Genomic DNA, 26,645 nt, shown 5'->3' with positions numbered 1-26,645 from the left:
CGGGGGCGGGGCGTGCCCCGTTCATCCACCGGGCGGTCTTCTCGCGGCACGTAACCTGGGAGGATGCTCTCCGAAGTCACCGCGACCCGCTACGTCACGCCCTTGCGTGAGGGCGGCTCGCTCCCGGGCATCGTCGAGGCCGACGATCTCGGCACGTACGTCATGAAGTTCACCGGTGCGGGGCAGGGCCGCAAGACCCTGGTCGCCGAGGTCGTCTGCGGGCAGTTGGCCCGCAGGCTCGGACTGCGCGTCCCCGAACTGGTCACCATCCAGCTCGACCCCGTCATCGGACTGGGCGAGCCCGACCAGGAGGTGCAGGAGCTGCTCAAGGCGAGCGGCGGGCTGAACCTGGGCATGGACTACCTGCCCGGGTCGATCGGCTTCGACCCGCTCGCCTATGTGATGGACCCGGAGGAGGCGGGCCGGGTCGTCTGGTTCGACGCGCTGATCAACAATGTCGACCGCTCCTGGCGCAATCCCAACATGCTGGTGTGGCACGGCGACCCCTGGCTGATCGACCACGGCGCCACCATGATCTGGCACCACAACTGGCCGGGCGCCGAGGCGTCCGCGGCCAAGCCGTACGACGCCTCCGACCACGTCCTGGCCGGTTACGGTCCGGACATCGCCGCGGCCGCCGCCGAGCTCGCCCCCCTGGTCACCGAGGAGCTGCTCACCGAGGTCACGGCCGAGGTCCCCGACGAGTGGCTGGCCGACGAGCCGGGCTTCGGGACGACCGACGAACTGCGTCGCGCCTATGTCGGGCCCCTGCTGTCCCGCGCCGCGACCATCCACGAGCGGATCACCCTCGGCTCGCGCATCGAACGGGCGCCCTCCCAGGCCCCCGGCTGGCTCACCGACCACCTGGCCCCCTGGCCGCACGCCACGAAGCCGTACGCCACGGGTGCGCACGCCACCGAGCCGCACCGCACCGAGAAGGACAGCCAGAAGTGATCGACCGGGACGTCTTCGAGTACGCGCTGCTGCGCGTCGTGCCGCGCGTCGAGCGGGGCGAGTGCTTCAACGCGGGTGTGGTGGTCTACTGCCGGGCCAAGTCCTTCGTGTGCGCCCGTACGCACCTGGACGAGGCCAAGCTCAGGGCGCTCGACCCGTACGCCGACGTGGCCGGCGTGCGGGCGGCGCTGCGCGCCGTGGAGGGCGTGTGCCGGGGCGGCGAGCACGCGGGCCAGGCGGCGCGGGAGGACGCCGGGCGGCGCTTCCGCTGGCTGATCGCCCCCCGCTCGACGGTGGTCCAGCCGGGCCCGGTGCACACCGGGCTGACCGCCGACCCGCGGGGCGAGACCGAGCGGCTGCTGGATCTGCTGGTGCGCTGACCGGGCGGTCGTGGCCGCCCGGTGACCGGGGGCACCCGGGGAGCCGTTGACACCGGGTGCCAGGGCTTCTAGCGTCTCGTCTGCTGAAGGTACTAAGCGGTCGCTCATCGGTGGGGACGTCGTCGGGACGGACGTACCGGATGCGGCCGCATCCAAGGGCGAGGAGAACCAGCATGTCCACCACCGAGCAGCGCGTCGCCGTCGTCACCGGGGCGGCGCGGGGCATTGGCGCCGCCACCGCGGTCCGGCTGGCGGCCCAGGGCCGCGCCGTCGCCGTACTCGACCTCGACGAGGCCGCCTGCGAGGGCACCGTCGAGAAGATCACCGCGGCGGGCGGCAGGGCCGTCGCCGTCGGTTGTGACGTCTCCGACGCCGCCCAGGTGGAGGCCGCCGTCGCGCGTGTCGCCACCGAGCTCGGCCCGCCGACCGTCCTCGTCAACAACGCGGGCGTGCTCCGCGACAACCTGCTGTTCAAGATGTCCGAGTCCGACTGGGACACCGTGATGAACGTGCACCTCAAGGGCGCGTTCCTGATGGCCAAGGCGTGCCAGCAGCACATGGTGGACGCGGGCTTCGGCCGGATCGTCAGCCTCTCGTCGTCCTCGGCGCTCGGCAACCGGGGCCAGGCCAACTACTCCGCCGTCAAGGCGGGCCTCCAGGGCTTCACCAAGACCCTCGCCAAGGAGCTGGGCAAGTTCGGCGTCACCGCCAACGCCGTGGCGCCGGGCTTCATCGTCACGGAGATGACCGCGCAGACCGCCGCGCGCGTGGGCATGGGCTTCGAGGAGTTCCAGGCCGCCGCCGCTTCCCAGATCCCCGTCCAGCGCGTCGGCCGCCCCGAGGACGTGGCGCACGCCATCGCCTTCTTCACGGGTGACGAAGCGGGCTTCATCTCCGGCCAGGTCATGTACGTGGCCGGCGGCCCGCTCAACTGAGACCAGAGGTGACGGACATGACCACCAGCGAACTTCCCGAGCCGTCCGGCAGGGTCGCCATCGTCACGGGCGCCAGCCGAGGCATCGGCTACGGCATCGCGCAGGCCCTCGTCGCCCGCGGCGACCGGGTGTGCATCACCGGCCGCGGTGAGGAGGCGCTCGAGGAGGCCGTCGAGCGGCTCGGCGCCGACCGTGTGATCGGCGTCGCCGGCAAGGCCCACGACGAGGAGCACCAGGCGCTCGCCGTGCGGCGGACCATGGAGGCCTTCGGCCGGGTCGACCACCTGGTGAACAACGCCGGCACCAACCCGGTCTTCGGCCCGCTGGCCGAGCTGGACCTGGGGGTCGCCCGCAAGGTCTACGAGACCAATGTGGTCTCCGCGCTCGGCTTCGCCCAGCGGACCTGGCAGGCGTGGCAGCGGGAGCACGGCGGCTCCATCGTGAACATCGCCTCGGTCGCCGGCGTCGCCCCCTCGCCGTTCATCGGCGCCTACGGCATGAGCAAGGCCGCGATGATCAATCTGACCCTTCAGCTCGCCCACGAATTCGCCCCGTCCGTCCGGGTCAATGCGATCGCCCCGGCCGTCGTGAAGACGAAATTCGCGCAGGCGCTCTACGAGGGGCGGGAGGCGGAGGCGGCAGCCGCCTATCCGCTGGGCCGGCTCGGTGTTCCGGAGGACATCGGGGGTGCGGCAGCATTCCTCACCTCCGACCAGTCGGACTGGATCACGGGCCAGACACTCGTGGTCGATGGGGGAATTTTCCTCAATGCCGGAGTCGGCTGAGGCGGATTGTTCCTGATTTACCGCTGATTACTCAAGTGCCCCGCCGGACCACCGCATTGACCTGGCGGGGCACTGCGGTATGGTCGGCCGACCCATGGCTGAACGAGGAGCGTGCACGTGTTCAACCGGACCAGTCTGCAGGCCGCTGCAGCCCTTGCGTCCATATCCCTGCTGGCGGGATGCAGTGTCTTTTCGGACGACGACGCCGATGGGGCCAACAAGATCACCGTCGGCACGATGAGCGCGCCCACCACACTCGATCCCGCCGCCTCCTGGGACGGTTCATGGGAGCTGTACCGAAATGTCTTCCAGACGCTGCTGAGTTTTCCCACCGGGAGCATGATCCCGCAGCCGGACGCCGCCGAGTGCAAGTTCACTGATCCGACCAGCAAGGTCTTCCGGTGTGATCTCCGCGAGGGCCTGGAGTTCTCCGACGGCGGCAAACTCGACGCGCCGGCCGTGAAGCACTCCATCGACCGGATCCGCACCATCGACGTCAAGGGCGGCCCCAACGGGCTGCTGGGTTCCCTGGACCGGATCGACGTCAGCGGTCCCGCCACCGTCACCTTCCGGCTGAAGAAGCCGGACGCGACGTTCCCGTTCATCCTCGCCACCCCCGCGATGTCGATCGTCGACCCCGCGAAGTACCCGGCCGACCGGCTCCGGGAGGACGGCCGCATCACCGGCTCCGGCCCCTACGTCCTCGACGCGTACGAAGAGGGCGCCAAGGCGGAGCTGACGAAGAACCCCAAGTACAAGGGGTTCGCCGACCGCAAGAACGAGGGCGTGACCATCCGGTACTTCAAGGAGTCCGCGGCGATGGTCGGCGCGCTGAAGAAGAAGGAGATCGACGCCACCTACCGCGGCCTGACCGCCGAGGAGGTCGTCGACCTGCGGGAGAAGAAGGAGACGAACAAGGGCCTGCGGCTCGTCGACTCCACCGGCGCCGACATCCGCTACCTGGTGTTCAACCCGGCGGACCCCTCGGTGAGCAAGCTCGCCGTCCGGCAGGCGATCGCCCAGGTCGTCGACCGCGACGCCCTGGTCGCCAAGGTCTACAAGGGCACCGCCGAGCCGCTGTACTCCATGGTGCCGAAGGGCATCGCGGGCCACACCACCGGCTTCTTCGACCGCTACGGCGAGCCCGACGCCGGCAAGGCGGCGAAGATCCTGCGCAAGGCCGGCGTCGACGGTCCGGTGCCGCTGACCCTGTGGTACACCACCGACCGCTACGGTTCCGGCACGGCCGCGGAGTTCGCCGAGCTGAAGCGCCAGCTCGACGGCTCGGGCCTGTTCCGGGTCACGCTCCGGGGCAAGCCCTGGAAGGAGTTCCAGGCCGGCTACCAGAAGGGCGATTACCCCGTCTTCGGGCGCGGCTGGTTCCCCGACTTCCCCGACCCGGACAACTTCATCGCGCCGTTCGTCGGCAAGCAGAACGTGCTGTCCACCCCGTACGAGCGGCCGGAGATCACCGAGCAGCTGCTGCCGGAGTCGCGCCGGGAGAGCGACCGCGGCGCGGTCACCAAGCAGTTCGAGCAGGCCCAGGAGATCCTGGTGAACGACGTACGGCTGCTGCCGCTGTGGCAGGGCAAGCTCTACGTGGCCGCCAGCGAGGAGATCGGCGGCGGCGAGCGCGCGCTCGACCCGCAGACGGTCATGCAGATGTGGGAGCTTCATCGCAAGACCAGCTGGTAGGACCGGTTGTCAGTGGCCCCCGGTAGGTTCTGGGCACGAGAAGCGATCACTTACCGGAGGTTGTTGACGTGACCGACACCGACATGCTGCCCGAGTCCTGGCGCGGCGTCCTCGGCGGCGAGCTGGAGAAGCCCTACTTCAAGCTGCTCACCGAGTTCGTCGAGGAGGAGCGGGCCAAGGGGCCGGTCTACCCGCCGCGCGACCAGGTGTTCGCCGCGCTCGAAGCCACCCCGTACGACCAGGTGAAGGTCCTGGTCCTCGGCCAGGACCCCTACCACGGGGAGGGGCAGGGGCACGGCCTGTGCTTCTCGGTTCGGCCGGGCGTCAGGACCCCGCCGTCGCTGCGCAACATCTACAAGGAGATGCACGAGGAGCTCGGCCACCCGGTGCCGGACAACGGCTATCTGATGCCGTGGGCCGAGCAGGGCGTCCTGCTGCTCAACGCCGTGCTGACCGTGCGGGCCGGGGAGCCCAACTCCCACAAGGGCAGGGGCTGGGAGAAGTTCACGGACGCGGTGATCAGCGCCGTGGCCGCCCGGCCCGACCCGGCCGTCTTCGTCCTGTGGGGCAATTACGCGCAGAAGAAGCTCCCGCTGATCGACGAGACGCGGCACACGGTGGTCAAGGGCGCGCACCCCTCCCCGCTCTCCGCGAAGAAGTTCTTCGGCTCCCGCCCGTTCACCCAGATCGACGCCGCGGTCGCCGCGCAGGGGCACGAGCCCATCGACTGGCGCATCCCGAACCTGGGCGCCGGGCGCGGCTGAGCCGCCACGGCCGGGGCCCGGGGCCCGCCCGCCCCGAGCCCGGGCCGGATCACCGCCGGACCGTTAGCGTCGGAACAGGACCGACGAGCGGAGGCCGCAGTGACGGAGCAGCAGCGGGAGGCGTCGCAGGACGCCGTCATGACCAGGATCGGGCAGACGATGATGCTGCTCCACGGTGGTGACCGCGAGGAGGCGCGCAACCGCTTCGGCGAGCTGTGGGACCGGCTGGGCGCGGACGGCGACCCGCTCCACCGGTGCACCCTCGCGCACTGCATGGCCGACGCCCAGGACGACCCCGACGACGAGCTGGCCTGGGACCTGCGGGCGCTGAGCGCCGCCGAGAGCGCCGGCGCGGAGGGGGCGGCCCGGCACGGGGCGGCCGTGGCGCTGCGCGCCCTGTATCCCTCCCTCCACCTCGACCTCGCCGCCGACTACGCGAAGCTGCGCCGCCCGGACGCCGCCCGCGTGCACCTCGACCGGGCCAGGGCCGCCTGTGGCGCCCTGGACGACGACGGGTACGGCAACGGCGTCCGCGCGGCCATCGACCGGCTGGAGCGGGGGCTGGGCGGGGGCTGACCACCGTGGCGGACGGACACCCGGGCCGCCGGGGCGCCGGCCGGCCCGGGTGTCCGCCGGACGCCGGACCCGGGCGGTCCTACCGTGTGCCGCGGCAGATGCGGGCCTCCGGGCTGTCCGGGCGCCAGCCGCCGTAGCGCTCGCCCAGCGCGCACAGGTCGGGGGCGGCCACCCGGCCAGGGGGGACGGCGGCGGAGGGCGGGGCGGTCGGCCGGACCCGCGGGGGCCGCTCCCGTACCCGCTCCGGCGCGACGGCCCGGGGCGCCCGCTCCGGACGTGGCGTGGGAGCCGGGGGGCGGGCCGCCTCCGGCCGGGCGGCGGGCGGAGCGGGCGGGCGGCGTCCCGCCGGTGCGGCGGGCACGGGCAGCGCGGCCTCCAGGGCCTCCCGCGCCGGACCCTGGACGATCTGGGGGGCGGCCCGCCCCGCCGGGCGCCCCGCCCCCGGGGACACGGGAGCGGGGGCGGGGCGGGGCTCCACCGACACGCAGCCGGAGACGGCCGCCATCGCCACGGCGGCCAGGATCTTCGCTGTGGTTCTCGTTCGTTGCACCCCGTCACTGTGCTGGGCACCGGGCGGTTCCGGGCTCGCTACCCGCGGTTATTGGTCCGCACGGGTGATGGTTGTGTCGGGCCGGTGATCAGTACCCGGTCGAGCCGTCGATGCGCTCACGGAGCAGATCGGCGTGGCCGTTGTGGCGCGCGTACTCCTCGATCATGTGGGTGTAGATCCAGCGCAGGTTGCAGGACCGGCCGGCGCGGTACGGGCGGGCGGCCGCGTCGTCGAGCGCGTGGCCGGCCGCCAGCCGACGGGCGTGCTCGATCTCGGCCTGCCAGGTCCCGTACGCCTCCTGCCAGGTGTCGTCCGCGGTGAGGTGGAACTCCCCGTCGCGGTCCTCCTCGGTGTAGTAGAGGGGCGCGACCTCCTCGCCGGCCAGGGTCCGGCGGAACCAGCCGCGTTCGACCTCGGCCATGTGCCGGACCAGTCCCAGCAGCGAGAGATCGGAGGGCGGCACGGCGGCCTGCCGCAGTTGTTCGTCGTCCAGGCCCCGGCACTTGAGCGCCAGGGTGGCGCGGTGGTACTCCAACCAGCCCTCCAGCATCTCGCGTTCGGCGGCCAGGCCGGAGGGTTCGGTGCGTGCGGTGTCCTCGGATGTCGTCATGGTGGCATCCTCACGCGGCGCGACCGCCCGCCGCCAGCGGTTATCGGGGGAGCATGCCGCGCAGCAGCTCGCCGAAGCCGGCCCGCAGTTCCGCCCGGCTCGGTACGGAGGTGTGGAACGCGCCCACGGCGCAGGAGAACAGCAGCCCTTCGCACCAGGCCACCAGCGACAGGGTGTGGCGTTCCGGGTGGGCCGAGCCGGCCGCCCGCAGCAGGGCGGTCAGCGGCTCCCGGAACTGGCGGCCGGTGTTGTCGTAGAAGGCGCGCAACTCGGGCCGCCGGGTGGCCTCCAGGCCCAGTTCGTAGCGGGCGACCAGCAGGTCGCCGTGGCGGGTCAGATAGGTGTGGAGCGCCCCGGCGAGGGCGTCCAGCACCCCGTCGAGCCCGTCCTCGACGGCCGGCAGGGCGTCCGTCGCCACCACTCGGGCCTCGCGCTCGGCCAGCCGCCGTACCGCCGCTTCCAGCAGGGCCTGCCGGGTGCGGGCGTGATTGGACGTGGACCCCTGGGGCAGGCCGGCGCGCTCGTCCACGGCCCGGTGGGTCAACCCGCGCATGCCGCGTTCGGCCAGCAGGGCCAGCGCGGTGTCGGCGATCAGTTCGGCCCGGGCGGAGGCGGAGGCGGTGGTGGCGCGTGCGGTCATGGCACCAACCTATCGCCGTAACTACAACTGTAGTACGCTCGCCGTGTCACTACAGGTGTAGTTGCCGCATCTCCCAGGAGGCACCCATGGACAGCCGCCCCACCACACCCCGGGCCGTCGTCGTCGGCGGCGGGATCGGCGGCCTGACCGCCGCCGTGGCCCTGCACCAGCGGGGCTGGCAGGTCACCGTCCTGGAACGGGCCGAATCGCTCCGGCCGGTCGGCGCGGGCATCGGCCTCGCCCCCAACGCCCAGCGCGCCCTGGACGTCATCGGCCTGGGCGACGAGATCCGCGCCCTGGCCGCCTGGCAGGGCGACGGCGGGATGCGCACCCCGGGCGGCCGCTGGCTCGCCCGCACCAGCAGCACCGCCGCCGCCGAACGGTTCGGCGGACCGCTCGTCCTGGTCCACCGCGCCACCCTGATCGACGCCCTCGCCGCCCGGCTGCCCGCCGGCGCCCTGCGCACCGCGACCCCGGCCGTGCTCACGGAGCCGGGCACGGCCCACGGCCGCCCCGCCGTGGTCACCACCCCCGACGGCGAACTCGAGGCCGACCTCGTCGTCGGCGCCGACGGCATCGACTCGGCCGTCCGCCGCGCCCTCTTCCCGGGCCACCCCGGCCCCGTGTACACCGGCCTCACCACCTGGCGCGTCGTCGTGCCCGCCCCGGCCACGCCCTTCCACCCGCACGAGACCTGGGGGCGCGGCGCCCTGTGGGGCACGCACCCGCTCAAGGACGGCCGGGTCTACGCGTACGCCGCGGCCGTCGCCCCCGCCGGAGGCCGGGCCCCCGACAGTGAACGGGCCGAACTGCTGCGCCGCTTCGGCGACTGGCACGACCCCGTCCCCGGGATCATCTCCGCCACCACCCCCGACCAGGTCCTCCGGCACGACGTGCGCCATCTCGCCGTCCCGCTGCCCGCCTTCCACCGGGGCAGGACCGCCCTGCTCGGCGACGCCGCCCACCCCATGGCGCCCAACCTCGCCCAGGGCGGCAACCAGGCCGTCGAGGACGGTGTCGTACTGGCCCACCACCTGCCGCCCGCCGGCGAACCGGGTGCCGGGCTCGCCGCGTACTCGGCGGACCGGCTGCCCCGCACCACCGCGGTCGTCCGCAAGTCCGCCCGGGTGGCCCGGCTGCTGACCCTCACCAGCCCCCCGGCCGTCGCGCTGCGCGACACGCTGATGACACTGGCCGGGTTGGCGCCGGGCCTGGCCCTGCGCACCTTCGACGGCATCGCCGACTGGCGACCCCCGCGGTATGCCCCCGCCGCCCCGGCATACGATCGCCGGGACGGTCAGGCACTGCGACAGGGAGACTCCCCGTGAAGATCGGCTGCATCGGGCTCGGCGACATCGCGCAGAAGGCCTACCTGCCCGTACTCGCCACCCGGCCCGGGGCCGAACTGCACCTGCACACCCGCACACCCGCCACGCTGGCCCGCACCGCCGAGGCGTACCACGTCCCCGCCGCCCGGTGCCACACCGACCTGGACTCGCTGCTGGCCGCCGGGCTCGACGCGGCGTTCGTGCACGCCCCGACCGCCGCGCACGCCGGGATCGTCACTCGGCTGCTGGAGGCGGGCGTCCCCACGTACGTCGACAAGCCCCTCGCCTACGAACTGGCCGACTCCCGCCGCCTGGTGGAGCTCGCCGAGCGGCGCGGGGTCGCCCTCGCCGTCGGGTTCAACCGCCGCTTCGCGCCCGGCTACGCGCAGTGCCTGGACCACCCGCGCGACCTGATCCTGATGCAGAAGAACCGGGTGGGTCTGCCCGAGGACCCGCGCACGCTCGTGCTCGACGACTTCATCCACGTCGTGGACACGCTGCGATTCCTGCTGCCCGGGCCGGTCGAGCACACCGATGTGCGCGCCCGCGTCCGGGACGGTCTGATGCACCACGTGGTGCTCCAGCTCTCCGGCGACGGCTTCACCGCCATCGGCGTGATGAACCGGCTGAGCGGCTCCACCGAGGAGATCCTCGAGGTCTCCGGACGGGACAGCAAGCGCCAGGTCCTCAACCTCGCCGACATCGTGGACCACAAGGGCCAGCCGAGCGCGCGGCGGCGCGGCGACTGGGTGCCGGTCGCCCGGCAGCGCGGCATCGAGCAGACCGTGCTCGCCTTCCTCGACGCCGTGCGCGCCGGCCGCGTGCTCAGCGCCCGGGACGCCCTGCTGACGCACGAACTGTGCGAGCGGGTGGTACGCGAGTGTCTGGAGCGGTTCGCCTGAGGCGGGAGGCGCCCCCGGCGGCGCACAGCGCGGCGACCGCCCCGTACACCGGCCAGTCACCGAACCGGGTGTACCCGGTCGTGCCCGTGGCCAGCGGGACGTCGTACACCGCCGCCGCGCCGCGGTCCGTACCGAGCGGGGAGCCGATCCGGGAGCCGTCCGCGGCGTACCCGGCGCTGATCCCGGTGAGTGTGGCGTGCACCATCGGGCGGCCGGCCTCGGCGGCCCGCAGCGCCGCCAGCGACGCGTGCTGCCCCGGCGCCCAGCTCTCCTGGAACGTCGAGGTCGCCGACTGCGCGACCAGCAGCTCGGCGCCGTCCCGGGCGAGGCGGCGGCTCATGTCGGGGAACGCCGACTCGAAGCACACCAGCGGGCCCAGCCGCAGCCCCCGGTCGCCGACCGTCATCACCACGGGACGGGTGCCGCGCCGGCGGTCCTCGCCCGCCGCCCTGCCCACCGAGGTCGCCCAGCCGAGCACCGAGCGGGCCGGGACGTACTCGCCGAACGGCACCAGGCGCATCTTGTCGTAGCGGTCGCCCGTCGGACCGTCCGGGCCGACCAGCACGCTGCTCTTGTGGATGCCGGGGAGGTCCGAGCGGCGCGCGTCCACATTGACCAGGATCTCGGCGCCGACCTCCCGGGAGAGCGCGGCGAGCCGTGCGGCGAGGTCGGGACGCCGCGCCAGATCCGCGCCCACGCTGCTCTCGCCCCACACCACCAGGTCCACTCCCCGGCCGGCCAGTTGCCGGGTGAGCTGCTCGCCGCGCCCGAACCTCCGATCGGCGCCGTCCACCACACCCGGCTGGACGACCCCGACCCTGACCTCCCCCGACGGCCGTGGGGGCTGCGCCCACAGCCACGCCGATCCCATGATGAGCGCGCACCCGGTCAGGCCCGCCACCGCCGTCGTACGCGACGCCGGCACCGCCACCAGAACCGTCACCGCCGTATTGACCGCCACCACCAGCAGGCTCACCAGCCACACACCGCCCAGCGACGCGGCGCGCAGCGCCGGGGGGACCTGCCACTGGCTGGCGCCGAGCAGACCCCAGGGGCCGCCCAACGCCTCCCACGACCGCACCAGTTCCACCATCAGCCAGCCCGACGGCACCACCACCAGCGCCGCCGCGGCCCTGGCCCGGGACGGCGCACCGCCCAGCGTCCGCCGCACCAGCCATCCCCAGGCCGGCCAGAGGAGCCCCAGGAGCGCGGCCAGCACCAGGATGAACACATGCAGGCTCGGCATCAGCCAGTGGTGCACGGCCAGCATGAACCCGGTGCCGCCCAGCCAGCCGTCCAGCGCGGCCCGGCGGCCCGTGGGAGCCGTACGGATCAGCAGCATCCAGGGCACCAGGGCGACATAGGCCAGCCACCACAGGGAGGGCGCCGGAAAGGCGAGCGCCGGCAGGGCACCCGCGGCCGTCGCGAGCCCGCCCCGCCACCACGGGGACCACAACGCCCGCCGTACCGCCGCCTCCCGCGAGCCGACCGGGGTCCGCATACCGCCTCCTCGCCCTGCGGGTCACACTGGGTGCCCGCCTCCAGTGTGCGGGAGCGGCCCGGCCGGCGGACAGTGCGCGGACCGCGCGTCTGCGCTGCCCGCCGACCCTGCGGCGGAACCGTCCCGCGGTGCGGTAGTGCTGCCGCACCGGTCCGCCCGGAGAGGTGCGGTCAGCCCGCCCGGGCCCCGGGCGGCGGGTCGCCCCGGCCCGGCCGGTACCGCTCCACCCCGGCCAGTGGCGCGGGCTCCGGCACCGGCGGGTGATCGACCTGCCGTCGGCGGGTGTCGTGGCCCTGTCCCGGGGCACGGCCGTTCCGCTGGAACACCCCCCCGGGGCGGTTCGGGACGGCACCGGCGGGCGGGTGGGCCGTGGGCCGGGGCGGTCCCAGGTGCTCCCCGGGGCCCCGCCGGTGCTCGCCCGGGCCCCGCCCGGCCGCGCCATCCGGGGGAAGGCCCCGCTCAGGCGGCCTCCCACTGATGGGCCCGGCCGCCGCGCCACTCGACCAGCGTCGGGTCGTCCAGCGCGCTGTCGGCGTCCTCCAGGCCGGTACGGCGCAGGAACTCCACCAGGTCCGCGTCGTTGTGGGCCAGCCCGACGATGCGCCCGCGCACCGTGACACGCCGCCCGCCGTCCGCGGCGGGGCGGTGCACGACCACGGGTGCCTGCTGGGCCATGACCTCAGAGTGCGCCGGGCGGCACATGATCGCAGCCGGACGCCGGGGCCGCGCGCGTCCGGACCGGAGGGCCGTCCCGGCCGTGTGCGCCCGCCGGCTCAGCCGGCCGACTCGCCCGCGTGCGGGCTCAGGACGCCCATGCCGACCAAGGCGAACAGCAGGATGCCGAGCAGTATCCGGTAGATCACGAACGGCATGAAGCTCTTGGTGCTGATGAACTTCATGAACCAGGCGATGACGGCGTAGCCCACGGCGAACGCGACGAGCGTCGCGAAGATCGTCGGGCCCCACGACACATGACCGCCCTCACCGGCGTCCTTCAGCTCGAAGACGCCCGACGCCAGCACGGCCGGGATGGCCAGCAGGAACGAGTAACGGGCCGCCGCCTCACGCGTGTACCCCATGAGCAGGCCGCCGCTGATCGTCGCGCCCGACCGCGAGACGCCCGGCACCAGGGCCATCGCCTGGCAGGCGCCGTAGATCAGGCCGTCCCGCACGCCCAGGTCCCGCAGGGTCTTGCGCTCCCGCACGGCGCGGTGCCGCCCGCCCACCTCGTCGCGCGCGGCCAGCCGGTCGGCGACACCCAGCACCACACCCATCACGATCAGGGTCGTGGCGATCAGGCGCAGGTCGCGGAAGGGCCCCTCGATCTGGTCCTTGAAGGTGACGCCCAGCACGCCGATCGGGATGGACCCGACGATGACCAGCCAGCCCATCCGGGCGTCGCGGTCGCCGCGCATCCTCTTGTCGAACAGCGACCGCGACCACGCCGAGACGATCCGTGCGATGTCCTTGCGGAAGTAGATGAGGACGGCCGTCTCGGTACCGATCTGTGTGATCGCCGTGAAGGCCGCTCCCGGGTCGTGCCAGCCCGCGAAGGCCGCGGTCAGCCGCAGGTGCGCGCTGGAGGAGATGGGGAGGAACTCCGTCAGCCCCTGGACGAGTCCGAGGATGAACGATTCGAACCAACTCATGGGGCTTTGGCCGTCCCGAAGGTACTCGTGCGGTCATGACAGTACGTGCGCGGTCAGGGCGACGGCCGCTGATGGGCGGCCGGCGGTGCGCAGCGTACCGCCCTCAGATGAACGGGGGGCGCCGGCCCGTGCCGCTCACCGGCGGCGCAGCCGGTGCCGCTTGCACCAGGCGACGAGCGTCGCGCCCAGACCCGACAGCACGATGAAGCCCATCGCGAGGAGGAAGGCCGGCGACGTCGGTGACGCGGCCTCGCTGCCCGCGACGACGTACGCGGCGGTGTTCGGCACCGAACCCAGCGCCGTGGCCAGCAGGAACGGCGTGCAGCCCATCCGGGAGACCGCGGCGCAGTAGTTGGCGGCGGCGAAGGGCACCCCGGGGAAGAGCCGGATCGCCAGCATCGACCGGAACCCGTGCCGGCTCAACTGCCCGTCCGCGGCCTCCAGCCAGCGCCCGCGCACCAGCGGCCGCAGGGCCCGCTGCCCCAGCGTCCGGCCCAGGGCGAAGGCGATGCCCGCGCCCAGCACGGTGCCCGCGACCGCGGCGGCCAGCCCCGCCTGTGAGCCGAACAGGGCGCCCGCCGCGAGGTTGAGCACCGGCCGGGGGACGAAGGCGGCCGTGCACAGGCCGTACGCCAGGGCGAAGAGCACCACCGCGCCGGCACCCCCCACCTGCGGGGCCCACCCCGCCGACAGCAGTCGCTGCGGTTCGTACAGCACCACCGTCACCGCCGCCGACGCCAGGACCGCGACCAGCAGCGACAGCCGCGACCAGGGCGACAGAAGGACCCGGGAGCAACGGACGGCGAGACCGGCCTGGGGCCGGGTGACGGGGTCGAGCATCCGGGGAGACTAACCGACGCGGCCCGGTGATCGCCGTAAGGTCCGCCGCACGGTCCCGTAACGGCCGCCCGTTAATCGTTCGACGCGCGGGCCCCGCCGAGCGATGATCAGCGGCATGTTCCGGTACGCCTTCCTCGCAGCGCCGTCCGCGGTCGCGGACGCGCCGAAGGCTGCCGTCGACGCCCTCGCCGTCACCGGCGTCCTCGCCGTTCCCGGCGGATTCGCCCCGGTGTCCACCGAGGCCCTCGCCCCGGCGCCCATCGGCGGCGCCCGAAGCTGACCCTTCCCGGACAGTCCGGCGGACCCCGCAGGGGGAGGGTCGGCCGGATCCAGGGGTCCCGCACCGCTTCGAGTTCCGGGAAGGAACCACGCCGCCATGTCCAAGACGGCATACGCGCGCACCAAGCCGCACCTCAACATCGGCACCATGGGCCACGTCGACCACGGCAAGACCACCCTGACCGCCGCCATCACCAAGGTCCTCAGTGAGCGCGGGACCGGCACGTTCGTGCCGTTCGACCGGATCGACCGGGCGCCCGAGGAGGCCCGGCGCGGCATCACCATCGACATCGCGCACGTCGAGTACGAGACCGACACCCGCCACCACGCGCACGTCGACATGCCCGGCCACGCCGACTACGTCAAGAACATGGTCACCGGCGCGGCCCAACTCGACGGGGCGATCCTCGTCGTGTCCGCGCTCGACGGGATCATGCCGCAGACCGCCGAGCACGTCCTGCTCGCCCGCCAGGTGGGCGTCGACCACATCGTCGTCGCCCTGAACAAGGCCGACGCGGGTGACGACGAGCTCACCGACCTGGTGGAGCTCGAGGTGCGCGAGCTGCTCACCGCCCACGGCTACGGCGGCGACTCCGTCCCCGTCGTACGGGTGTCGGGGCTGCGGGCGCTGGAGGGCGACCCGCGCTGGACGGCCGCCGTCGAGGCGCTGCTGGACGCCGTGGACACCTATGTGCCGATGCCGGTGAGATACGTGGACGCGCCGTTCCTGATGCCCGTCGAGAACGTGCTCACCATCACCGGCCGCGGCACGGTCGTCACCGGCGCCGTGGAGCGCGGCACCGTACGGGTCGGCGACCGGGTGGCGGTACTGGGCGGGGACACCGAGACGGTGGTGACCGGGGTCGAGACCTTCGGCAAGCCGATGGAGTCCGCCCAGGCGGGCGACAACGTGGCCCTGCTGCTGCGCGGGGTGGCGCGTGACGCGGTCCGCCGCGGCCATGTCGTGGCGGCGCCCGGCAGCGTCGTGCCGAGCCGCCGCTTCACCGCGCGGGTGTACGTGCTGTCGGCGCGCGAGGGCGGCCGCGCCACCCCGGTCTCGACCGGGTACCGGCCGCAGTTCTACATCCGCACCGCGGACGTCGTCGGAGACGTGGACCTCGGCGGGGCGGCGGTGGCGCGGCCCGGGGAGACGGTCACCATGACCGTCGAACTCGGCCGGGACGTCCCGCTGGAGGCGGGCCTCGGCTTCGCGATCCGCGAGGGCGGCCGTACCGTCGGCGCGGGAACGGTCACCGAGGTGCGGTGACCCGCGTCCGCCTCCGCCGGGCCCCGGCCCGGCGGAGGCGGCTGCTCCCGGAGTCCCGGAGTCCCGGACTCCGCTGCTTCCGGCCTCCCGTGCTCCCGGAGTTCCGGCCTTCCGGACTCCTCGGCTCCCGCCCTGCCGGGGGCGGCGGTGGCGGCGGGCCGCCCGTCGGGGGCGGTACGGGCCTGCCGGGAGCCTTGACACAATGACCGGGTGAACGAGTCGCTCCCCGTACTCCGTGACGTCGACCGGGGCACCGCCAAGCTGATGCCCGATGTGGACCGGGAACGGGCCTGGCTGCTGACGATCGACGGGGCGCCCCAGTCGTACGTCGACCTGGACGACCCGGCCCACCTGGAGTTCGAGTACGCCCGCAGACTCGCCCATGTCCTCGACACCGCCGCCGGTGAGGGCGAGCCGCTGGACGTGCTGCACCTCGGCGGCGGGGCGCTCACCCTGCCCCGGTACGTGGCGACGACCCGCCCCGGGTCACGGCAGGACGTCGTCGAGGCCGACCGGGGGCTCATCGAACTGGTCGCCGAGTGGCTGCCGCTGCCGGACGGCTCCGGGATCACCGTGCACGGCGCGGACGCCCGGCGGTGGCTGGACGCGGCCCCGGCGCGGTCGGCCGACGTGCTGGTCGCCGATGTCTTCGGCGGCTCCCGGGTGCCCGCCCACCTGACGTCCGTGGAGTACGCGCGCGCGGCGGAACGGGTGCTGCGCCCCGGCGGGCTCTACGCCGCCAACCTGGCCGACGGCGCGCCGTTCACCTTCCTCCGCTCCCAGCTGGCCACGTTCGCCACCGTCTTCGAGGAGCTGGCGCTGATCGCCGAGCCCGCCGTGCTGCGCGGCCGGCGGTTCGGCAACGCGGTGCTGGTGGCCTCGCACACCCCGCTCGACACGGCCCGCCTGACCCGCCGTACCGCGGCCGACGCCTTCCCGGCGCGGGTGGAGCACGGCCCGTCGCTGGCCCGGTTCACCGGGGACGCGGCGGCGGTCGGCGACCCGGACGCGGTGCCCTCACCCGAGCCGCCCCACGGGGCTTTCGGCATCGGCTGACGGCTCGGGCGCCGGTGGTGGCTCCCCGGTGGTGACCGTCCTCGTACGCCGGGTCAGGTTCCGTACGTCGGGCACGAGCAGCACCAGCCCGGTCACCACCACGATCAGGGCCGCGCAGCCCCACAGGGCGCGGGAGCGGCCGACCAGGCTCTCCACCGGGCCCGCCAGCGCCGTGGACAGTGGCAGCATCGCGGTCGAGCCGAACCAGTCGTACGCCGACACCCGCGACAGCTTGTCCTCGGGTATCTCCTGGTGCAGCGCGGTCATCCAGGCCACCCCGAAGACCTCCAGCGCCACCCCGCTCACGAACATCGCCGTCACCAGGCCCGCCACCGGCAGCGGCACGGCCAGCGCCGCCGACGGCAGCGCCAGCGGGAAGACGCACAGGGTGCCCACCAGCAGCATCCGCCGGGGCTTCCAGCGCATGGCCAGCAGCGCGCCGCCCAGTGTGCCGGCGCCGAACGCGGCCAGCGCCAGGCCCCAGGGCCGCGCGCCGCCCAGCTCCTCCTGGGCGACCAGCGGCCCGTAGACCGACTCGGCGGCGCCGACGACCGCCGCCACCACGGAGAACTGGGCCACGATCGACCAGAGCCAGGGCCGCCCGCTGAACTCCTGCCAGCCGTCCCGCAGATCGGCCAGCAGCCCGCCACCGGGCTCGCGCGGCGCGATGTGGCCGACGTCGAGGAAGGCGCGCAGGGCGCCCGCCGCCGCGAACCCCGCCGCGTCGACGGCGAGTACCCAGCCGGGCCCCACCGCCGCGATCATCGCGCCGCCGAGCGCGGCACCACCGATGCCGGCGCCGTTCACCGCCATCCGGAACAGCGCGAAGGCCCGGCTGGCGTGTTCGCCGCTGACGCTGGACATCAGCATGCCCTCGGCGGCGGGGCTGAAGAATGCCTGCCCGGTGCCGCACAGCGCGGTGAGCACCATCATCTGCCACAGCCGCGCGTCACCGGCGAGGACCAGGACGGCGAAGACCGCCTGGGACGCGCAGTTGAGGATGTTGGCGGCGACCATGACCCGGTGCCGGGGCAGCCGGTCGGCGATCGCGCCGCCGATGAGCAGGAACAGCACGAGGGGGAAGGTGCGGGCCGCGGCGACCAGTCCCACGTCGCCGCCGTCGCCACCGGACTCCAGAACCGCGAACGCCGCCGCGACGAGCGCGCCGTGCGTGCCGAGGTTGGTGACGACCGCGGCGGCGGTCAGCAGGGTGTAGTTGCGCCCGGCCCACTCGGGCCGGCGGCCGGGGCCGGAGCGGGCGAGGAGGCGCGGGCGCTTACGGAGTCGGGGGCGGGGGCCGGGCCCGGCGGCGGGAGATGTCACCCAGGGACTATCGCCGCCACCGCGGCCCGCCGCCAAACCGGTTCCGCGCTCAGGAGGCGGTCCCGACCAGCCGCACGGTTCTGAGGATCTTCTGGATGGTCGCCTCCGGCACCTCGTCCTTGACGCCCGCGTTGGACACCATGACCCAGGAGGCGAAGTCGCCCCGCTTGTTCTTGAAGGTGAAGGCGATGGACTTGCCGTCCGTGTCGCACTTGCCGGTCTTCCTGGTACCCAGCGCGGTCGCCGTCGCGACATGGCCGGACAGCCCGGACGCCGAGGTGTAGGGCACCGACTTCTTGATCTTGACGAGGTTCTTGTCCTGCTGGGAGAAGCCCGCCCACACCCAGTTCGCCGCCTCGTTGTACGCGGCCTCGGCGGTGCTCTTGGCTCCCTGGCCGCCCTTGGTGCCGACGGTGGACAGCCCCGAGGTCTCCTCCCGGCCGTCCTTGTCGCTGTCGGTGGTGCACCACTTCTTCTTGAGGAACGCCGGCGCCGACATCGTGACCAGGGGCGTGCCGTCCCCCTTCTTCTTGTCCTCGAAGAAGATGAGCGAGTCCGAGCTCGCCACCTCCCACTCGGCCGGCACGTCGAACAGCGTGCCGTACTTGGGGTTGTGGACGACCTTCCAGCCCGGGACGGTCGGTGTCGCCAGGTCCGATCCGGCGCGCGGGTTGTCGGTGGGCGCGGCCGTGGAGGGGTCGGGCCGCGACGCGCTCTGCGAGGGCTTGCCGTCGCCGCCGGCCGTCGTCCTTTCCTCGTCGTCCTTCAGGACGAGGAAGCCGGTGACACCCGCGGTCACGACCACGGCGGTGGCCGCGACGATCGCCACCAGGGTGGTCCGGTTCTTCCCGCCGCCCCCCGGCGGCAGCGGGGCGCCGGGCGGCGGCCCGGGCACGCCGTACTGCGGCGCGGTGGGCTGCTGGTACGGGTTGGGCTGCGGGAAACCCGGCTGCGGGTGGCCGGGCGAGCCGTACCCCCCGGGCTGCCCCGGCGGCTGCGGCGGGTGGCCCGGCTGCGGCTGAGGCGCGGCGTACGGCGGCTGCTGCGGCGGGTGGCCGGGCTGTTGGTACGGGTTGGGCTGCTGGTAACCCGGCTGCTGGTACGGGTTCTGGTCCTGCGGGTTCTGCTCGCCCCCGGGCGGCTGCTGTCCTGGCCACATGGCGAGTAACCATAGAGGGACGGGGCCGGCGGGTGCCACGGCAGCCCCCGCCGGGGAGGGTTCCGGTGCTTGCTACTGCCTGGTAACTTCGGGGCATGTCCGAGACACTGCCGAACATCGGCGAGATGCTGCTGGCCACCGTTCCCATGGCCAGGACCCTGAACCTGGAGGTCGTGGAGGCGACCGCGGACCGCGCGGTGCTGCGCCTCCCCGACCAGGGCGCCTTCCACAACCACGTCGGCGGCCCGCACGCGGGAGCGATGTTCACGCTGGGCGAGTCCGCCAGCGGCGCCATCGTCATCGGCGCCTTCGGCGACCAGATGGGCCGCGCCGTGCCCCTCGCCGTCAAGGCCGAGATCGGCTACCGCAAGCTGGCCATGGGAGTCGTCACCGCCACCGCGACGCTGGGCCGCACCAAGGCGGAGGTCGTCGCCGAACTGGACGCCGGGCAGCGCCCCGAGTTCCCGGTGCACGTCGAGATCACCCGCGAGGACGGTGCCGTCACAGGTGGGATGACCATCGTCTGGACGCTGCGCCCCCACGCCTGACACCGGCGGCCCGCACCCGGCCCGACGCCCCCGCACCCGCTCTTCGGGTGTGGGGGCGGCGCCGTTCCCGGGCCTTGACGGCGTGTCACGCGGCTCATCGCGCATAGTGCGCCCATACGTCCATACCCGGCATTCCGCCGGTCCGCGTGAAGGAGCCGCCGCACATGCCTCAGAACGTCTCCCGGAGACGAGCCCTCCGCCTGCTGGGCGGCGCGGTCACGGCCGCCGCGGCCGCCGCCGGCGCGGTCGGCGCGCTCACCTCGACCGCGGCCGCCCGGGTCCGGGCCGCCGCACCCCGGCCCGCCCGCGCCGGGCGGCACGTGGACGAGCTGGTCGCCCGGCTGACCCTCGACGAGAAGCTCGGCCTGCTGCACGGCGCCAAGGACCCCCACAGCCTCGGACAGGCCGGTTACCTCCCCGGCGTGCCCCGGCTCGGCATCCCGCCGGTGCGGCTCGCCGACGGGCCCGCCGGGGTGCGCGTCCGGGCCCGCGCCACCGCACTGCCCGCCCCCGTGATGCTGGCGAGCGCCTTCGACCCCGCGCTCGCCCGGGAGTACGGGAGGGTCATCGGCCACGAGGGCCGGGCCCTCGGCCAGGACGTGCTGCTCTCGCCCATGGTCAACCTCATCCGCACCCCGTACGCGGGGCGGAACTTCGAGACCTTCGCCGAGGACCCGCTGCTCTCCGCCGACCTGGTCGCTGAGGAGATCCGCGGCATCCAGGGCGAGGGCCTGATCGCCACGGTCAAGCACTTCGCCCTCAACAACCAGGAGAAGGACCGGACCACCGTCGACGTACGGGTGGCGGAGCAGGCCCTGCACGAGACCGAACTGCGCGGCTTCGAGGCCGCCGTCGCCGCCGGGGCCGGCTCGGTCATGGGCGCCTACAACAAGGTGGACGGCGTCCACGCCTGCCAGAACGCCCCCCTGCTCACCGGCGTCCTGCGCGACCTGTGGGGCTTCGACGGCTGGGTGATGAGCGACTGGGACGCGACCCACAGCACCGTCCCGTCCCTCACCGCGGGCCTGGACATGGAGATGCCCTCCGGCCGCTGGTACGGCACCCCCCTGCGGGACGCCGTGCGCGCGGGGGCCGTGCCCGAGGCGGACGTCGACCGCTCCGTACGCCGGATCCTCACCGTGCTGGACCGCTTCGGCCTGCTCGGTCCCGCCGCCCCCGCCCGGCCCGTCCGCGACGCGCGGGACGGTGCCCGGGTCGCGTATCGGGTCGCCACGGCAGGGGCGACCCTGCTGCGCAACGAACACGCCACCCTGCCGCTGACCGGGGCCGCCGCCCGCTCCCTCGCCGTCATCGGCCCGACCGGCGCCCACCCGCTGGCCAGCGGCGGCGGGAGCGCCCATGTCGTGCCCGACCGGGCCGACAGCCCGCTCGCCGCCCTCACCGCCCGCGCGGGGAAGGACGCCCGGGTCACCTACGCGGCCGGCGAGAGGTTGTACGGCTCCCCGCTGCCCGCCACCGCGCCGGCGGCGTCCTTCGAGGAGCGGGCCGTCGGCGCCGGGGAGACCTGGCGCTACGAGGGAACGCTGACCACCGGTGAGCCCGACGAGTGGACCTTCGTCGTCCACTACAGCGGCGAACGGCCCCAGGTCGTCGTGGACGGCACCGAACTGTTCCCGGTGCGGGACGTCGAGAGCGAGCTCTTCGCCGGCTTCGGCCTGCTGTCCAGGGCGCCCGACGGCCTGAAGGTCCGCCGCCGGACCCTCCCGCTCGCGGCCGGCCGGCACACCCTGCGGGTCACCGCGAAGGGCGGCACGGGCGGACAGCGCTTCCGGCTGCGCCGCACCACCGGCGCCACCCGTGCGCTGGACGTCGCCGAGGCGGTACGCGCCGCCCGTGCCGCGCACAGCGTCGTGCTCTTCGCGTACGAGGACGCCGCCGAGGGACGCGACCGCGCCACGCTCGCGCTGCCCGGCCACCAGGAGGCGCTGATCGAGGCGGTGACCGCCGCCAACCCCCGTACCACCGTCGTCCTCAACACCTCGTCCGCCGTCACCATGCCGTGGCTGGAGCGGACCGGCGCGGTCCTGCAGATGTACTACCCGGGCCAGGAGGGCGCCGCCGCCACCGCCGCCGTGCTCTTCGGCGACACGGATCCCGGCGGCCGGCTCACCCAGACCTTCCCGGTCTCCGAGACCCGCCACCCCATGGCCGGGGACCCGCGCCGCTACCCGGGCACCGACGGGATCGAGGAGTACTCCGAGGGAGTGCGTACCGGTCACCGCTGGTACGACGCGCACGGCGTGGAGCCACTGTTCCCGTTCGGGCACGGGCTGTCGTACACGACGTTCGCGTACGCCGGCCTGGCGGTGACCCCCGCTCCCGGCGGCGGTCTCACCGCGCGCCTCACCGTCCGCAACACCGGGCGGCGCACCGGGGTCACCGTCGCCCAGCTCTACGCGGGCCCCTCGCCCGACCTCACGCTGGACCAGCCACCCCGGGTACTGGCCGGTTACCGCCGCGTCGAACTGCGGCCCGGCGAGGTCCGGCACCTGACCGTGCCGATCGCCGCCCGCACGCTGTCCTGCTGGGACCCGGCCCGGCCCGGCTGGGTCCTCGGCACGGGCAGCCGCTCGGTGTGGCTGGGGACCTCCTCCCGCGACCTGGGGCTCACCGCACGCGCGACGGTCCTCCCGGGGTGACCCGGTAGGCTGCCCGGCGTGCGCGCCACCGCGCACGCCGGGCAGCAGACTTCAGTACCGAAACGGGAGGAACCGGCGTTGCACGTCCAGGAGTGGCTCGAGACCGTTCCACCTCTCAGCGTCTACCTCCTGGTGGGGGTGGTGATCGGGCTGGAGAGCCTCGGCATTCCCCTGCCGGGCGAGATCGTCCTCGTCAGTTCGGCGCTGCTCGCCTCCCAGCACGGGGACATCGACCCGTACGTCCTGGGAGCATGCGCGACGGCGGGCGCCATCATCGGCGACTCCATCGGCTACGCCATCGGCCGCAGGGGCGGGCGTCCGCTGCTCGCCCGGCTGGGCGGCAGGTTCCCCAAGCACTTCGGCGAGGCCAACATCGCCATGGCGGAGCGGTCGTTCCAGAAGTGGGGGATGTGGGCCGTCTTCTTCGGCCGCTTCGTGGCGCTGCTGCGGATCTTCGCCGGCCCGCTGGCCGGGGTGCTGCGCATGCCGTACTGGAAGTTCCTCATCGCCAACGTCTTCGGCGGCATCCTGTGGGCCGGCGGCACCACGGCCGTCATCTACTCGCTCGGTGTCGTCGCCGAGGCATGGCTGAAGCGTTTCTCCTGGCTGGGTCTGGTCCTCGCGGTCCTGTTCGGCCTCGCCTCGATGCTCGTCCTGAAGAGCCGCGCCAAGAAGGCGGCGGCGCGGACCGGTGCCGAGTGCGCCGCCCGCCCGGACGCCGACGCCGGTCCGCGCGCGGTGGCCGGACCCGAGCCGGTCGGGGCCGCGGCCACCGACTGAGTACGCCGCGCCCGCCCCCGGCCGCCGGGCGTGCCGCCCGGTCCCATACGGTGCTACCGGCGCGGCTCCGAACGGACGAGGAGAACAGGCATGGCGGACCAGGCACTGATCGCGGGAGTCGGGGGCTCGGAGCCGAAGGTGTCCCCGGACGCGTTCGCCGCCCCGACGTCCGTGGTGATCGGCGACGTCACCCTGGCCCCGGGGGCGAGCGTCTGGTACCACGCGGTGCTGCGGGCCGACTGCGGCCCCATCACGCTCGGCGCCGACAGCAACATCCAGGACAACTGCACGGTCCACGTCGACCCGGGCTTCCCGGTCACCATCGGCGAGCGGGTGTCGGTCGGCCACAACGCCGTCGTGCACGGCTGCACGGTGGAGGACGACTGCCTCATCGGCATGGGCGCCACCGTCCTCAACGGCGCGGTCATCGGCGCCGGTTCCCTCGTCGCGGCACAGGCGCTGGTGCCGCAGGGGATGCGGGTGCCGCCGGGGTCCCTGGTCGCCGGGGTCCCCGCGAAGGTGCGGCGGGAGCTGACCGACGAGGAGCGCGAGGGCATCCGCCTCAACGCCGCCATGTACCTCGAACTCGCCCGCGGCCACCGCGAGGCGCACGGCTGACCCCCGCCGCCCCGCGCGCCCGCCGCGGCCGGGCGGCGTGGGGTGAACATCACAGGTGAGCGCCCGGGCCGGGTCCCGCCCGGGCCATTACCGTGTGCGGGTGCCGAAGAACCGAAACACGTTCTCATCCCGCGCCGGTCTCACCGCCTGGCGGCGCCGGGTCGTGGCCCGCGCGGTGCACCGGGGCTGGCAATGGGTGCGGGAGGCCGGAGCGGTCACCGCCGACCACCCCGGACGGCTGCGCTTCCGCCGGATCGGCGCCGGAACCCGGCTGGCCTTCCCGCAGGGCACCGTCTTCGGCGAGGAGTGGATCGAGCTGGGCGAGCACTGCGTCATCGCCGAGCAGGTGACCCTCACCGCCGGGATGATGCCCGGCCTGGAACTGGGGCCCGACGCGGTCCTCACGCTCGGCAACGGGGTGGTCCTCGGGCGCGGCAGCCATGTCGTCGCCGACGCTCCGGTGACCATCGGCGCGGACACCTTCTGCGGCCCGTACGTCTACATCACCTCGACCAACCACAGCTACGACGACCCGGACGAACCGGTCGGCAGGCAGTGGCCGCGCACCGCCCCGGTCGGGATCGGCCCCGGCTGCTGGCTCGGCACCGGGGCGGTGATCCTGCCCGGCGCCCGGCTGGGACGCAACGTGGTGGTCGCCGCCGGCGCCGTCGTACGGGGCGAGGTGCCCGACCACGCGGTGGTGGCCGGGGCGCCGGCCCGGGTCGTCCGCAGCTGGGACCCGGCGACGGGCTGGCAGCCGCCGCTGCGCACGCCCGCGCCCCTACCGGTGCCGGAGGGGGTCACCCCCGAGCAGCTCCTGGCGCTCGCGGAGCTGGACCCCGACAACGCCTGACCCCGGAGCCGGTGCGGAAGCGGGGCGGGAGGGGCGGTGCCGCGCAGTACAGTGCGGTGGACAGCGGGTGCACCGGACCGTGGTGCGACGCGCTGGACCCTGTCGCCGAGACACCGGACGGAACGTGTCGGACCTCGACCAGCTCACGCAGTCGCTCGCCCGCAACCTCAAGCGTCTGCGCAAGGAGCGGGGCTTCACCCTCGACGCCCTCGCCGCCCGGGCGGGTGTGAGCCGCGGCATGATCATCCAGATCGAGCAGGCCCGCACCAATCCCAGCGTCGGCACCACGGTGAAGATCGCCGACGCCCTCGGCGTCTCGATCACCGCCCTGCTCGACTTCGAGCAGGGCCCGCAGGTGAGGCTCGTGCCCCGGGAGCAGGCGGTGCGGATGTGGTCCACGGCCGGCGGCAGCCACACCACCCTGCTGGTCGGCGCGGAGGCCCGAGGCCCGCTGGAGCTGTGGTCCTGGACGCTGATGCCCGGTGACGCCAGCGACTCCGACGCCCATCCGGACGGCACGACCGAACTGCTCCACGTCACGGCGGGCGAGCTCACCCTCGTCGTGGCCGGCGCCGAGCACCGCGTCCCGGCGGGTACCTCGGCGGCCTTCGCGTCCGACGTGCCCCACGCCTACCGCAACGACGGGTCGGAGACCGTCGAGATGACGATGGCGGTCTCCGTCCCGCCCCCGCGCTGAGGCCGGCGCCTCAGCGCAGCCGGGGGATCTCGATGGCGGGGCACAGGTCCATCACCATGTCGACACCGGCGGCGCGGGTGCGCTCGTACGCGGCCTCGTCGACGACTCCCAACTGGAACCAGACCCCCTTGGCGCCCTTGGCCACGGCCTCGTCCGCGATGGCTCCGGCGAGGTCGCTGTTGACGAAGACGTCCACCACGTCCACCGGGAAGGGGATGGCGGCCAGCGAGGCGTACCCGCGTTCGCCGTGGACCGTCTCTGCCTTGGGGTGCACCGGCACCACGCGTTTGCCGAAGCGCTGGAGGACGGCCGCGACGCCGTAGGCGGCCCGCGCCCGGTTGGTGGAGAGGCCGACCACCGCCCAGGTGCCACCGCTGTCGGTGAGGAGCTTGCGGATGGTCGCGGGATCGCCGTACACGTGCTGTCCTGGGGGGTCGGGGACGGGCGGGGCGGTGCTTCGCCCCGGACAACCGGAACCGGCGGCCGGGCATTCCCCGGGTGGCCGGGGCGCCCGACGAAACCCCGGGCGCCCGACGGCACCCGGGGCCCGGCGACGGCTCCCGGGGCCCGGCGACGGCTCCCGGGGCCCGGCGACGGCTCCCCGCGGTGCCTCGCGGCACCGGTGGTACCGGACGCCGCATAGGGTGGCGGGATGCAGGAGCAGTACCGGACGGTCGCCCGCGAAGGCGTGCACGAGACCGAGATCAACCGCTCGCGCTTCCTCTGCGCCCTCGCGCCCGTCGCGACCGAGCGGGAGGCGCAGGACTTCGTGGCCCGCGTCCGCCGGGAACACCCGACCGCCACCCACAACTGCTTCGCGTACGTCATCGGCGCCGACGCCGCCGTACAGCGGGCGAGTGACGACGGCGAACCGGGCGGCACCGCCGGAGCACCCATGCTCCAGATGCTCCTGCGCCGTGACATGCGCTACACCGCCGCCGTCGTCACCCGCTACTACGGCGGGGTGAAGCTGGGCGCCGGCGGCCTGATCAGGGCGTACGGCGGGGTGGTCGGCGAGGCCCTGGACGCCCTCGGCACCGTCACGCGCCGTCGCTTCCGGCTGGCCACCGTCACCGTCGACCACCAGCGGGCCGGGAAACTGGAGAACGACCTGCGGGCGACCGGACGGGCGGTGCGTGAGGTGCGTTACGCCGAGGCCGTCACCATCGACATCGGCCTGCCCGACGCCGACGTCGACAACTTCCGCGCCTGGCTGGCCGATGCGACCGCCGGGACCGCCGGACTGGAACTGGGCGGCGAGGCGTACCAAGACGCCTGAAGCCGCACAGGATGTCC

The 26,645-nt window shown here is 74.0% G+C and carries 29 protein-coding genes; 19 read left to right on the top strand and 10 right to left on the bottom strand.

Annotation, left to right across the window (positions count from 1 at the left end):
- Positions 1–63 precede the first annotated feature (63 nt).
- From AB0H53_RS06100 to AB0H53_RS06070, 7 genes are all read left to right on the top strand, one after another.
- Positions 64–954 carry a HipA family kinase gene (locus AB0H53_RS06100; RefSeq protein WP_362107911.1) on the top strand — a complete coding sequence of 297 codons (891 nt, stop codon included), beginning with the start codon at positions 64–66 and terminating at the stop codon, positions 952–954.
- Positions 951–1,334: a DUF3037 domain-containing protein gene (locus AB0H53_RS06095; protein WP_362107908.1), complete on the top strand. Its 384-nt coding sequence runs from the start codon at positions 951–953 to the stop codon at positions 1,332–1,334. Before AB0H53_RS06100 ends, AB0H53_RS06095 begins: the two co-directional genes overlap by 4 nt.
- A 173-nt stretch (positions 1,335–1,507) precedes the next feature.
- On the top strand, positions 1,508–2,269 hold the full coding sequence (gene fabG / locus AB0H53_RS06090; protein WP_362107905.1) for a 3-oxoacyl-ACP reductase FabG: 762 nt from the start codon (positions 1,508–1,510) through the stop codon (positions 2,267–2,269).
- A 17-nt stretch (positions 2,270–2,286) separates the two neighbouring features.
- A complete protein-coding gene (locus AB0H53_RS06085; RefSeq protein WP_362107903.1) occupies positions 2,287–3,054 on the top strand; it encodes an SDR family oxidoreductase in 768 nt (255 codons plus the stop codon).
- Positions 3,055–3,171: 117 nt separating this feature from the next.
- A complete protein-coding gene (locus tag AB0H53_RS06080) occupies positions 3,172–4,749 on the top strand; it encodes an ABC transporter substrate-binding protein (protein ID WP_362107900.1) in 1,578 nt (525 codons plus the stop codon).
- Positions 4,750–4,817: 68 nt separating this feature from the next.
- Positions 4,818–5,513, top strand: coding sequence for a uracil-DNA glycosylase (ung, locus tag AB0H53_RS06075; RefSeq protein WP_362107897.1), 696 nt, complete (start codon positions 4,818–4,820; stop codon positions 5,511–5,513).
- A gap of 138 nt (positions 5,514–5,651) precedes the next feature.
- The gene (locus tag AB0H53_RS06070; protein WP_362108007.1) at positions 5,652–6,089 is read left to right on the top strand and encodes a hypothetical protein; all 438 of its coding nucleotides are present in this window, start codon (positions 5,652–5,654) and stop codon (positions 6,087–6,089) included.
- Between the two features lie 79 nt (positions 6,090–6,168).
- On the opposite strand, the gene AB0H53_RS06065 is transcribed toward AB0H53_RS06070, so the two are convergent.
- From AB0H53_RS06065 to AB0H53_RS06055, 3 genes are all read right to left on the bottom strand, one after another.
- Positions 6,169–6,639, bottom strand: coding sequence for a hypothetical protein (locus AB0H53_RS06065; RefSeq protein ID WP_362107894.1), 471 nt, complete (start codon positions 6,637–6,639; stop codon positions 6,169–6,171).
- Between the two features lie 88 nt (positions 6,640–6,727).
- The gene (locus AB0H53_RS06060) at positions 6,728–7,249 is read right to left on the bottom strand and encodes a DinB family protein (protein WP_362107892.1); all 522 of its coding nucleotides are present in this window, start codon (positions 7,247–7,249) and stop codon (positions 6,728–6,730) included.
- A gap of 40 nt (positions 7,250–7,289) precedes the next feature.
- Positions 7,290–7,889: a TetR family transcriptional regulator gene (locus AB0H53_RS06055; protein WP_362107889.1), complete on the bottom strand. Its 600-nt coding sequence runs from the start codon at positions 7,887–7,889 to the stop codon at positions 7,290–7,292.
- A gap of 86 nt (positions 7,890–7,975) precedes the next feature.
- Here AB0H53_RS06055 and AB0H53_RS06050 point away from each other — a divergent pair, with 86 nt between their 5' ends.
- A complete protein-coding gene (locus tag AB0H53_RS06050; protein ID WP_362107886.1) occupies positions 7,976–9,217 on the top strand; it encodes an FAD-dependent monooxygenase in 1,242 nt (413 codons plus the stop codon).
- Positions 9,214–10,119: a Gfo/Idh/MocA family oxidoreductase gene (locus AB0H53_RS06045; protein ID WP_362107883.1), complete on the top strand. Its 906-nt coding sequence runs from the start codon at positions 9,214–9,216 to the stop codon at positions 10,117–10,119. The genes AB0H53_RS06050 and AB0H53_RS06045 overlap by 4 nt, the downstream gene beginning before the upstream one ends.
- Here the strand turns inward: AB0H53_RS06045 and lnt are convergent.
- The 4 genes from lnt to AB0H53_RS06025 form a co-directional block, all read right to left on the bottom strand.
- Positions 10,043–11,620 carry an apolipoprotein N-acyltransferase gene (lnt, locus tag AB0H53_RS06040; protein WP_362107880.1) on the bottom strand — a complete coding sequence of 526 codons (1,578 nt, stop codon included), beginning with the start codon at positions 11,618–11,620 and terminating at the stop codon, positions 10,043–10,045. The two genes, AB0H53_RS06045 and lnt, sit on opposite strands and share 77 nt — an antisense overlap.
- A gap of 459 nt (positions 11,621–12,079) precedes the next feature.
- Positions 12,080–12,295: a hypothetical protein gene (locus AB0H53_RS06035; RefSeq protein WP_362107877.1), complete on the bottom strand. Its 216-nt coding sequence runs from the start codon at positions 12,293–12,295 to the stop codon at positions 12,080–12,082.
- Positions 12,296–12,393: 98 nt separating this feature from the next.
- A complete protein-coding gene (locus tag AB0H53_RS06030) occupies positions 12,394–13,269 on the bottom strand; it encodes an undecaprenyl-diphosphate phosphatase (protein ID WP_362107875.1) in 876 nt (291 codons plus the stop codon).
- Positions 13,270–13,404: 135 nt separating this feature from the next.
- Positions 13,405–14,109, bottom strand: a complete 705-nt coding sequence (locus tag AB0H53_RS06025) for a TVP38/TMEM64 family protein (protein WP_362107872.1) — start codon at positions 14,107–14,109, stop codon at positions 13,405–13,407.
- Between the two features lie 115 nt (positions 14,110–14,224).
- Between AB0H53_RS06025 and AB0H53_RS06020 the strand changes: the two genes are divergently transcribed.
- The 3 genes from AB0H53_RS06020 to AB0H53_RS06010 all read left to right on the top strand — a co-directional run bounded on the left by AB0H53_RS06020 (position 14,225) and on the right by AB0H53_RS06010 (position 16,711).
- The gene (locus AB0H53_RS06020) at positions 14,225–14,389 is read left to right on the top strand and encodes a hypothetical protein (RefSeq protein ID WP_362107869.1); all 165 of its coding nucleotides are present in this window, start codon (positions 14,225–14,227) and stop codon (positions 14,387–14,389) included.
- Between the two features lie 96 nt (positions 14,390–14,485).
- Entirely contained in the window at positions 14,486–15,655 is a 1,170-nt protein-coding gene (gene tuf, locus AB0H53_RS06015; RefSeq protein ID WP_362107866.1) for an elongation factor Tu, read from the top strand.
- 210 nt (positions 15,656–15,865) lie between these two features.
- Entirely contained in the window at positions 15,866–16,711 is an 846-nt protein-coding gene (locus tag AB0H53_RS06010; RefSeq protein WP_362107863.1) for a fused MFS/spermidine synthase, read from the top strand.
- Here AB0H53_RS06010 and AB0H53_RS06005 read toward each other — a convergent pair.
- Positions 16,673–17,920 (bottom strand): MFS transporter, encoded by a 1,248-nt coding sequence (locus tag AB0H53_RS06005; RefSeq protein ID WP_362108004.1) that lies wholly within the window; start codon positions 17,918–17,920, stop codon positions 16,673–16,675. The two genes, AB0H53_RS06010 and AB0H53_RS06005, sit on opposite strands and share 39 nt — an antisense overlap.
- Positions 17,921–18,083: 163 nt before the next feature.
- A complete protein-coding gene (locus tag AB0H53_RS06000) occupies positions 18,084–19,193 on the bottom strand; it encodes a hypothetical protein (protein ID WP_362107860.1) in 1,110 nt (369 codons plus the stop codon).
- Between the two features lie 95 nt (positions 19,194–19,288).
- Between AB0H53_RS06000 and AB0H53_RS05995 the strand changes: the two genes are divergently transcribed.
- The 6 genes from AB0H53_RS05995 (at position 19,289) to AB0H53_RS05970 (ending at position 25,349) form a co-directional block, all read left to right on the top strand.
- Entirely contained in the window at positions 19,289–19,741 is a 453-nt protein-coding gene (locus tag AB0H53_RS05995) for a DUF4442 domain-containing protein (RefSeq protein ID WP_362107857.1), read from the top strand.
- Positions 19,742–19,905: 164 nt separating this feature from the next.
- The gene (locus AB0H53_RS05990; protein ID WP_362107854.1) at positions 19,906–22,401 is read left to right on the top strand and encodes a glycoside hydrolase family 3 C-terminal domain-containing protein; all 2,496 of its coding nucleotides are present in this window, start codon (positions 19,906–19,908) and stop codon (positions 22,399–22,401) included.
- Positions 22,402–22,479: 78 nt separating this feature from the next.
- On the top strand, positions 22,480–23,181 hold the full coding sequence (locus tag AB0H53_RS05985; protein WP_362108001.1) for a DedA family protein: 702 nt from the start codon (positions 22,480–22,482) through the stop codon (positions 23,179–23,181).
- A gap of 90 nt (positions 23,182–23,271) precedes the next feature.
- A complete protein-coding gene (locus AB0H53_RS05980; protein WP_362107851.1) occupies positions 23,272–23,799 on the top strand; it encodes a gamma carbonic anhydrase family protein in 528 nt (175 codons plus the stop codon).
- 100 nt (positions 23,800–23,899) lie between these two features.
- Positions 23,900–24,652 (top strand): acyltransferase, encoded by a 753-nt coding sequence (locus AB0H53_RS05975; RefSeq protein ID WP_362107848.1) that lies wholly within the window; start codon positions 23,900–23,902, stop codon positions 24,650–24,652.
- Positions 24,653–24,776: 124 nt separating this feature from the next.
- On the top strand, positions 24,777–25,349 hold the full coding sequence (locus AB0H53_RS05970; RefSeq protein ID WP_362107845.1) for an XRE family transcriptional regulator: 573 nt from the start codon (positions 24,777–24,779) through the stop codon (positions 25,347–25,349).
- Positions 25,350–25,359: 10 nt separating this feature from the next.
- Here the strand turns inward: AB0H53_RS05970 and AB0H53_RS05965 are convergent, their stop codons facing one another.
- Positions 25,360–25,767 (bottom strand): CoA-binding protein, encoded by a 408-nt coding sequence (locus AB0H53_RS05965; RefSeq protein WP_362107842.1) that lies wholly within the window; start codon positions 25,765–25,767, stop codon positions 25,360–25,362.
- A gap of 234 nt (positions 25,768–26,001) precedes the next feature.
- On the opposite strand from AB0H53_RS05965, the gene AB0H53_RS05960 reads away from it, so the two are divergent.
- On the top strand, positions 26,002–26,628 hold the full coding sequence (locus AB0H53_RS05960) for a YigZ family protein (RefSeq protein WP_362107839.1): 627 nt from the start codon (positions 26,002–26,004) through the stop codon (positions 26,626–26,628).
- The last annotated feature ends 17 nt before the right edge of the window (positions 26,629–26,645 follow it).

Source organism: Streptomyces sp. NPDC050856 (assembly GCF_040653855.1).
In the GTDB taxonomy this organism is placed as follows: Bacteria; Actinomycetota; Actinomycetes; order Streptomycetales; family Streptomycetaceae; genus Streptomyces.
The sequence above is the reverse complement of the archived record's forward strand: the minus strand, read 5'-3'. Positions and strand labels throughout refer to the sequence as shown.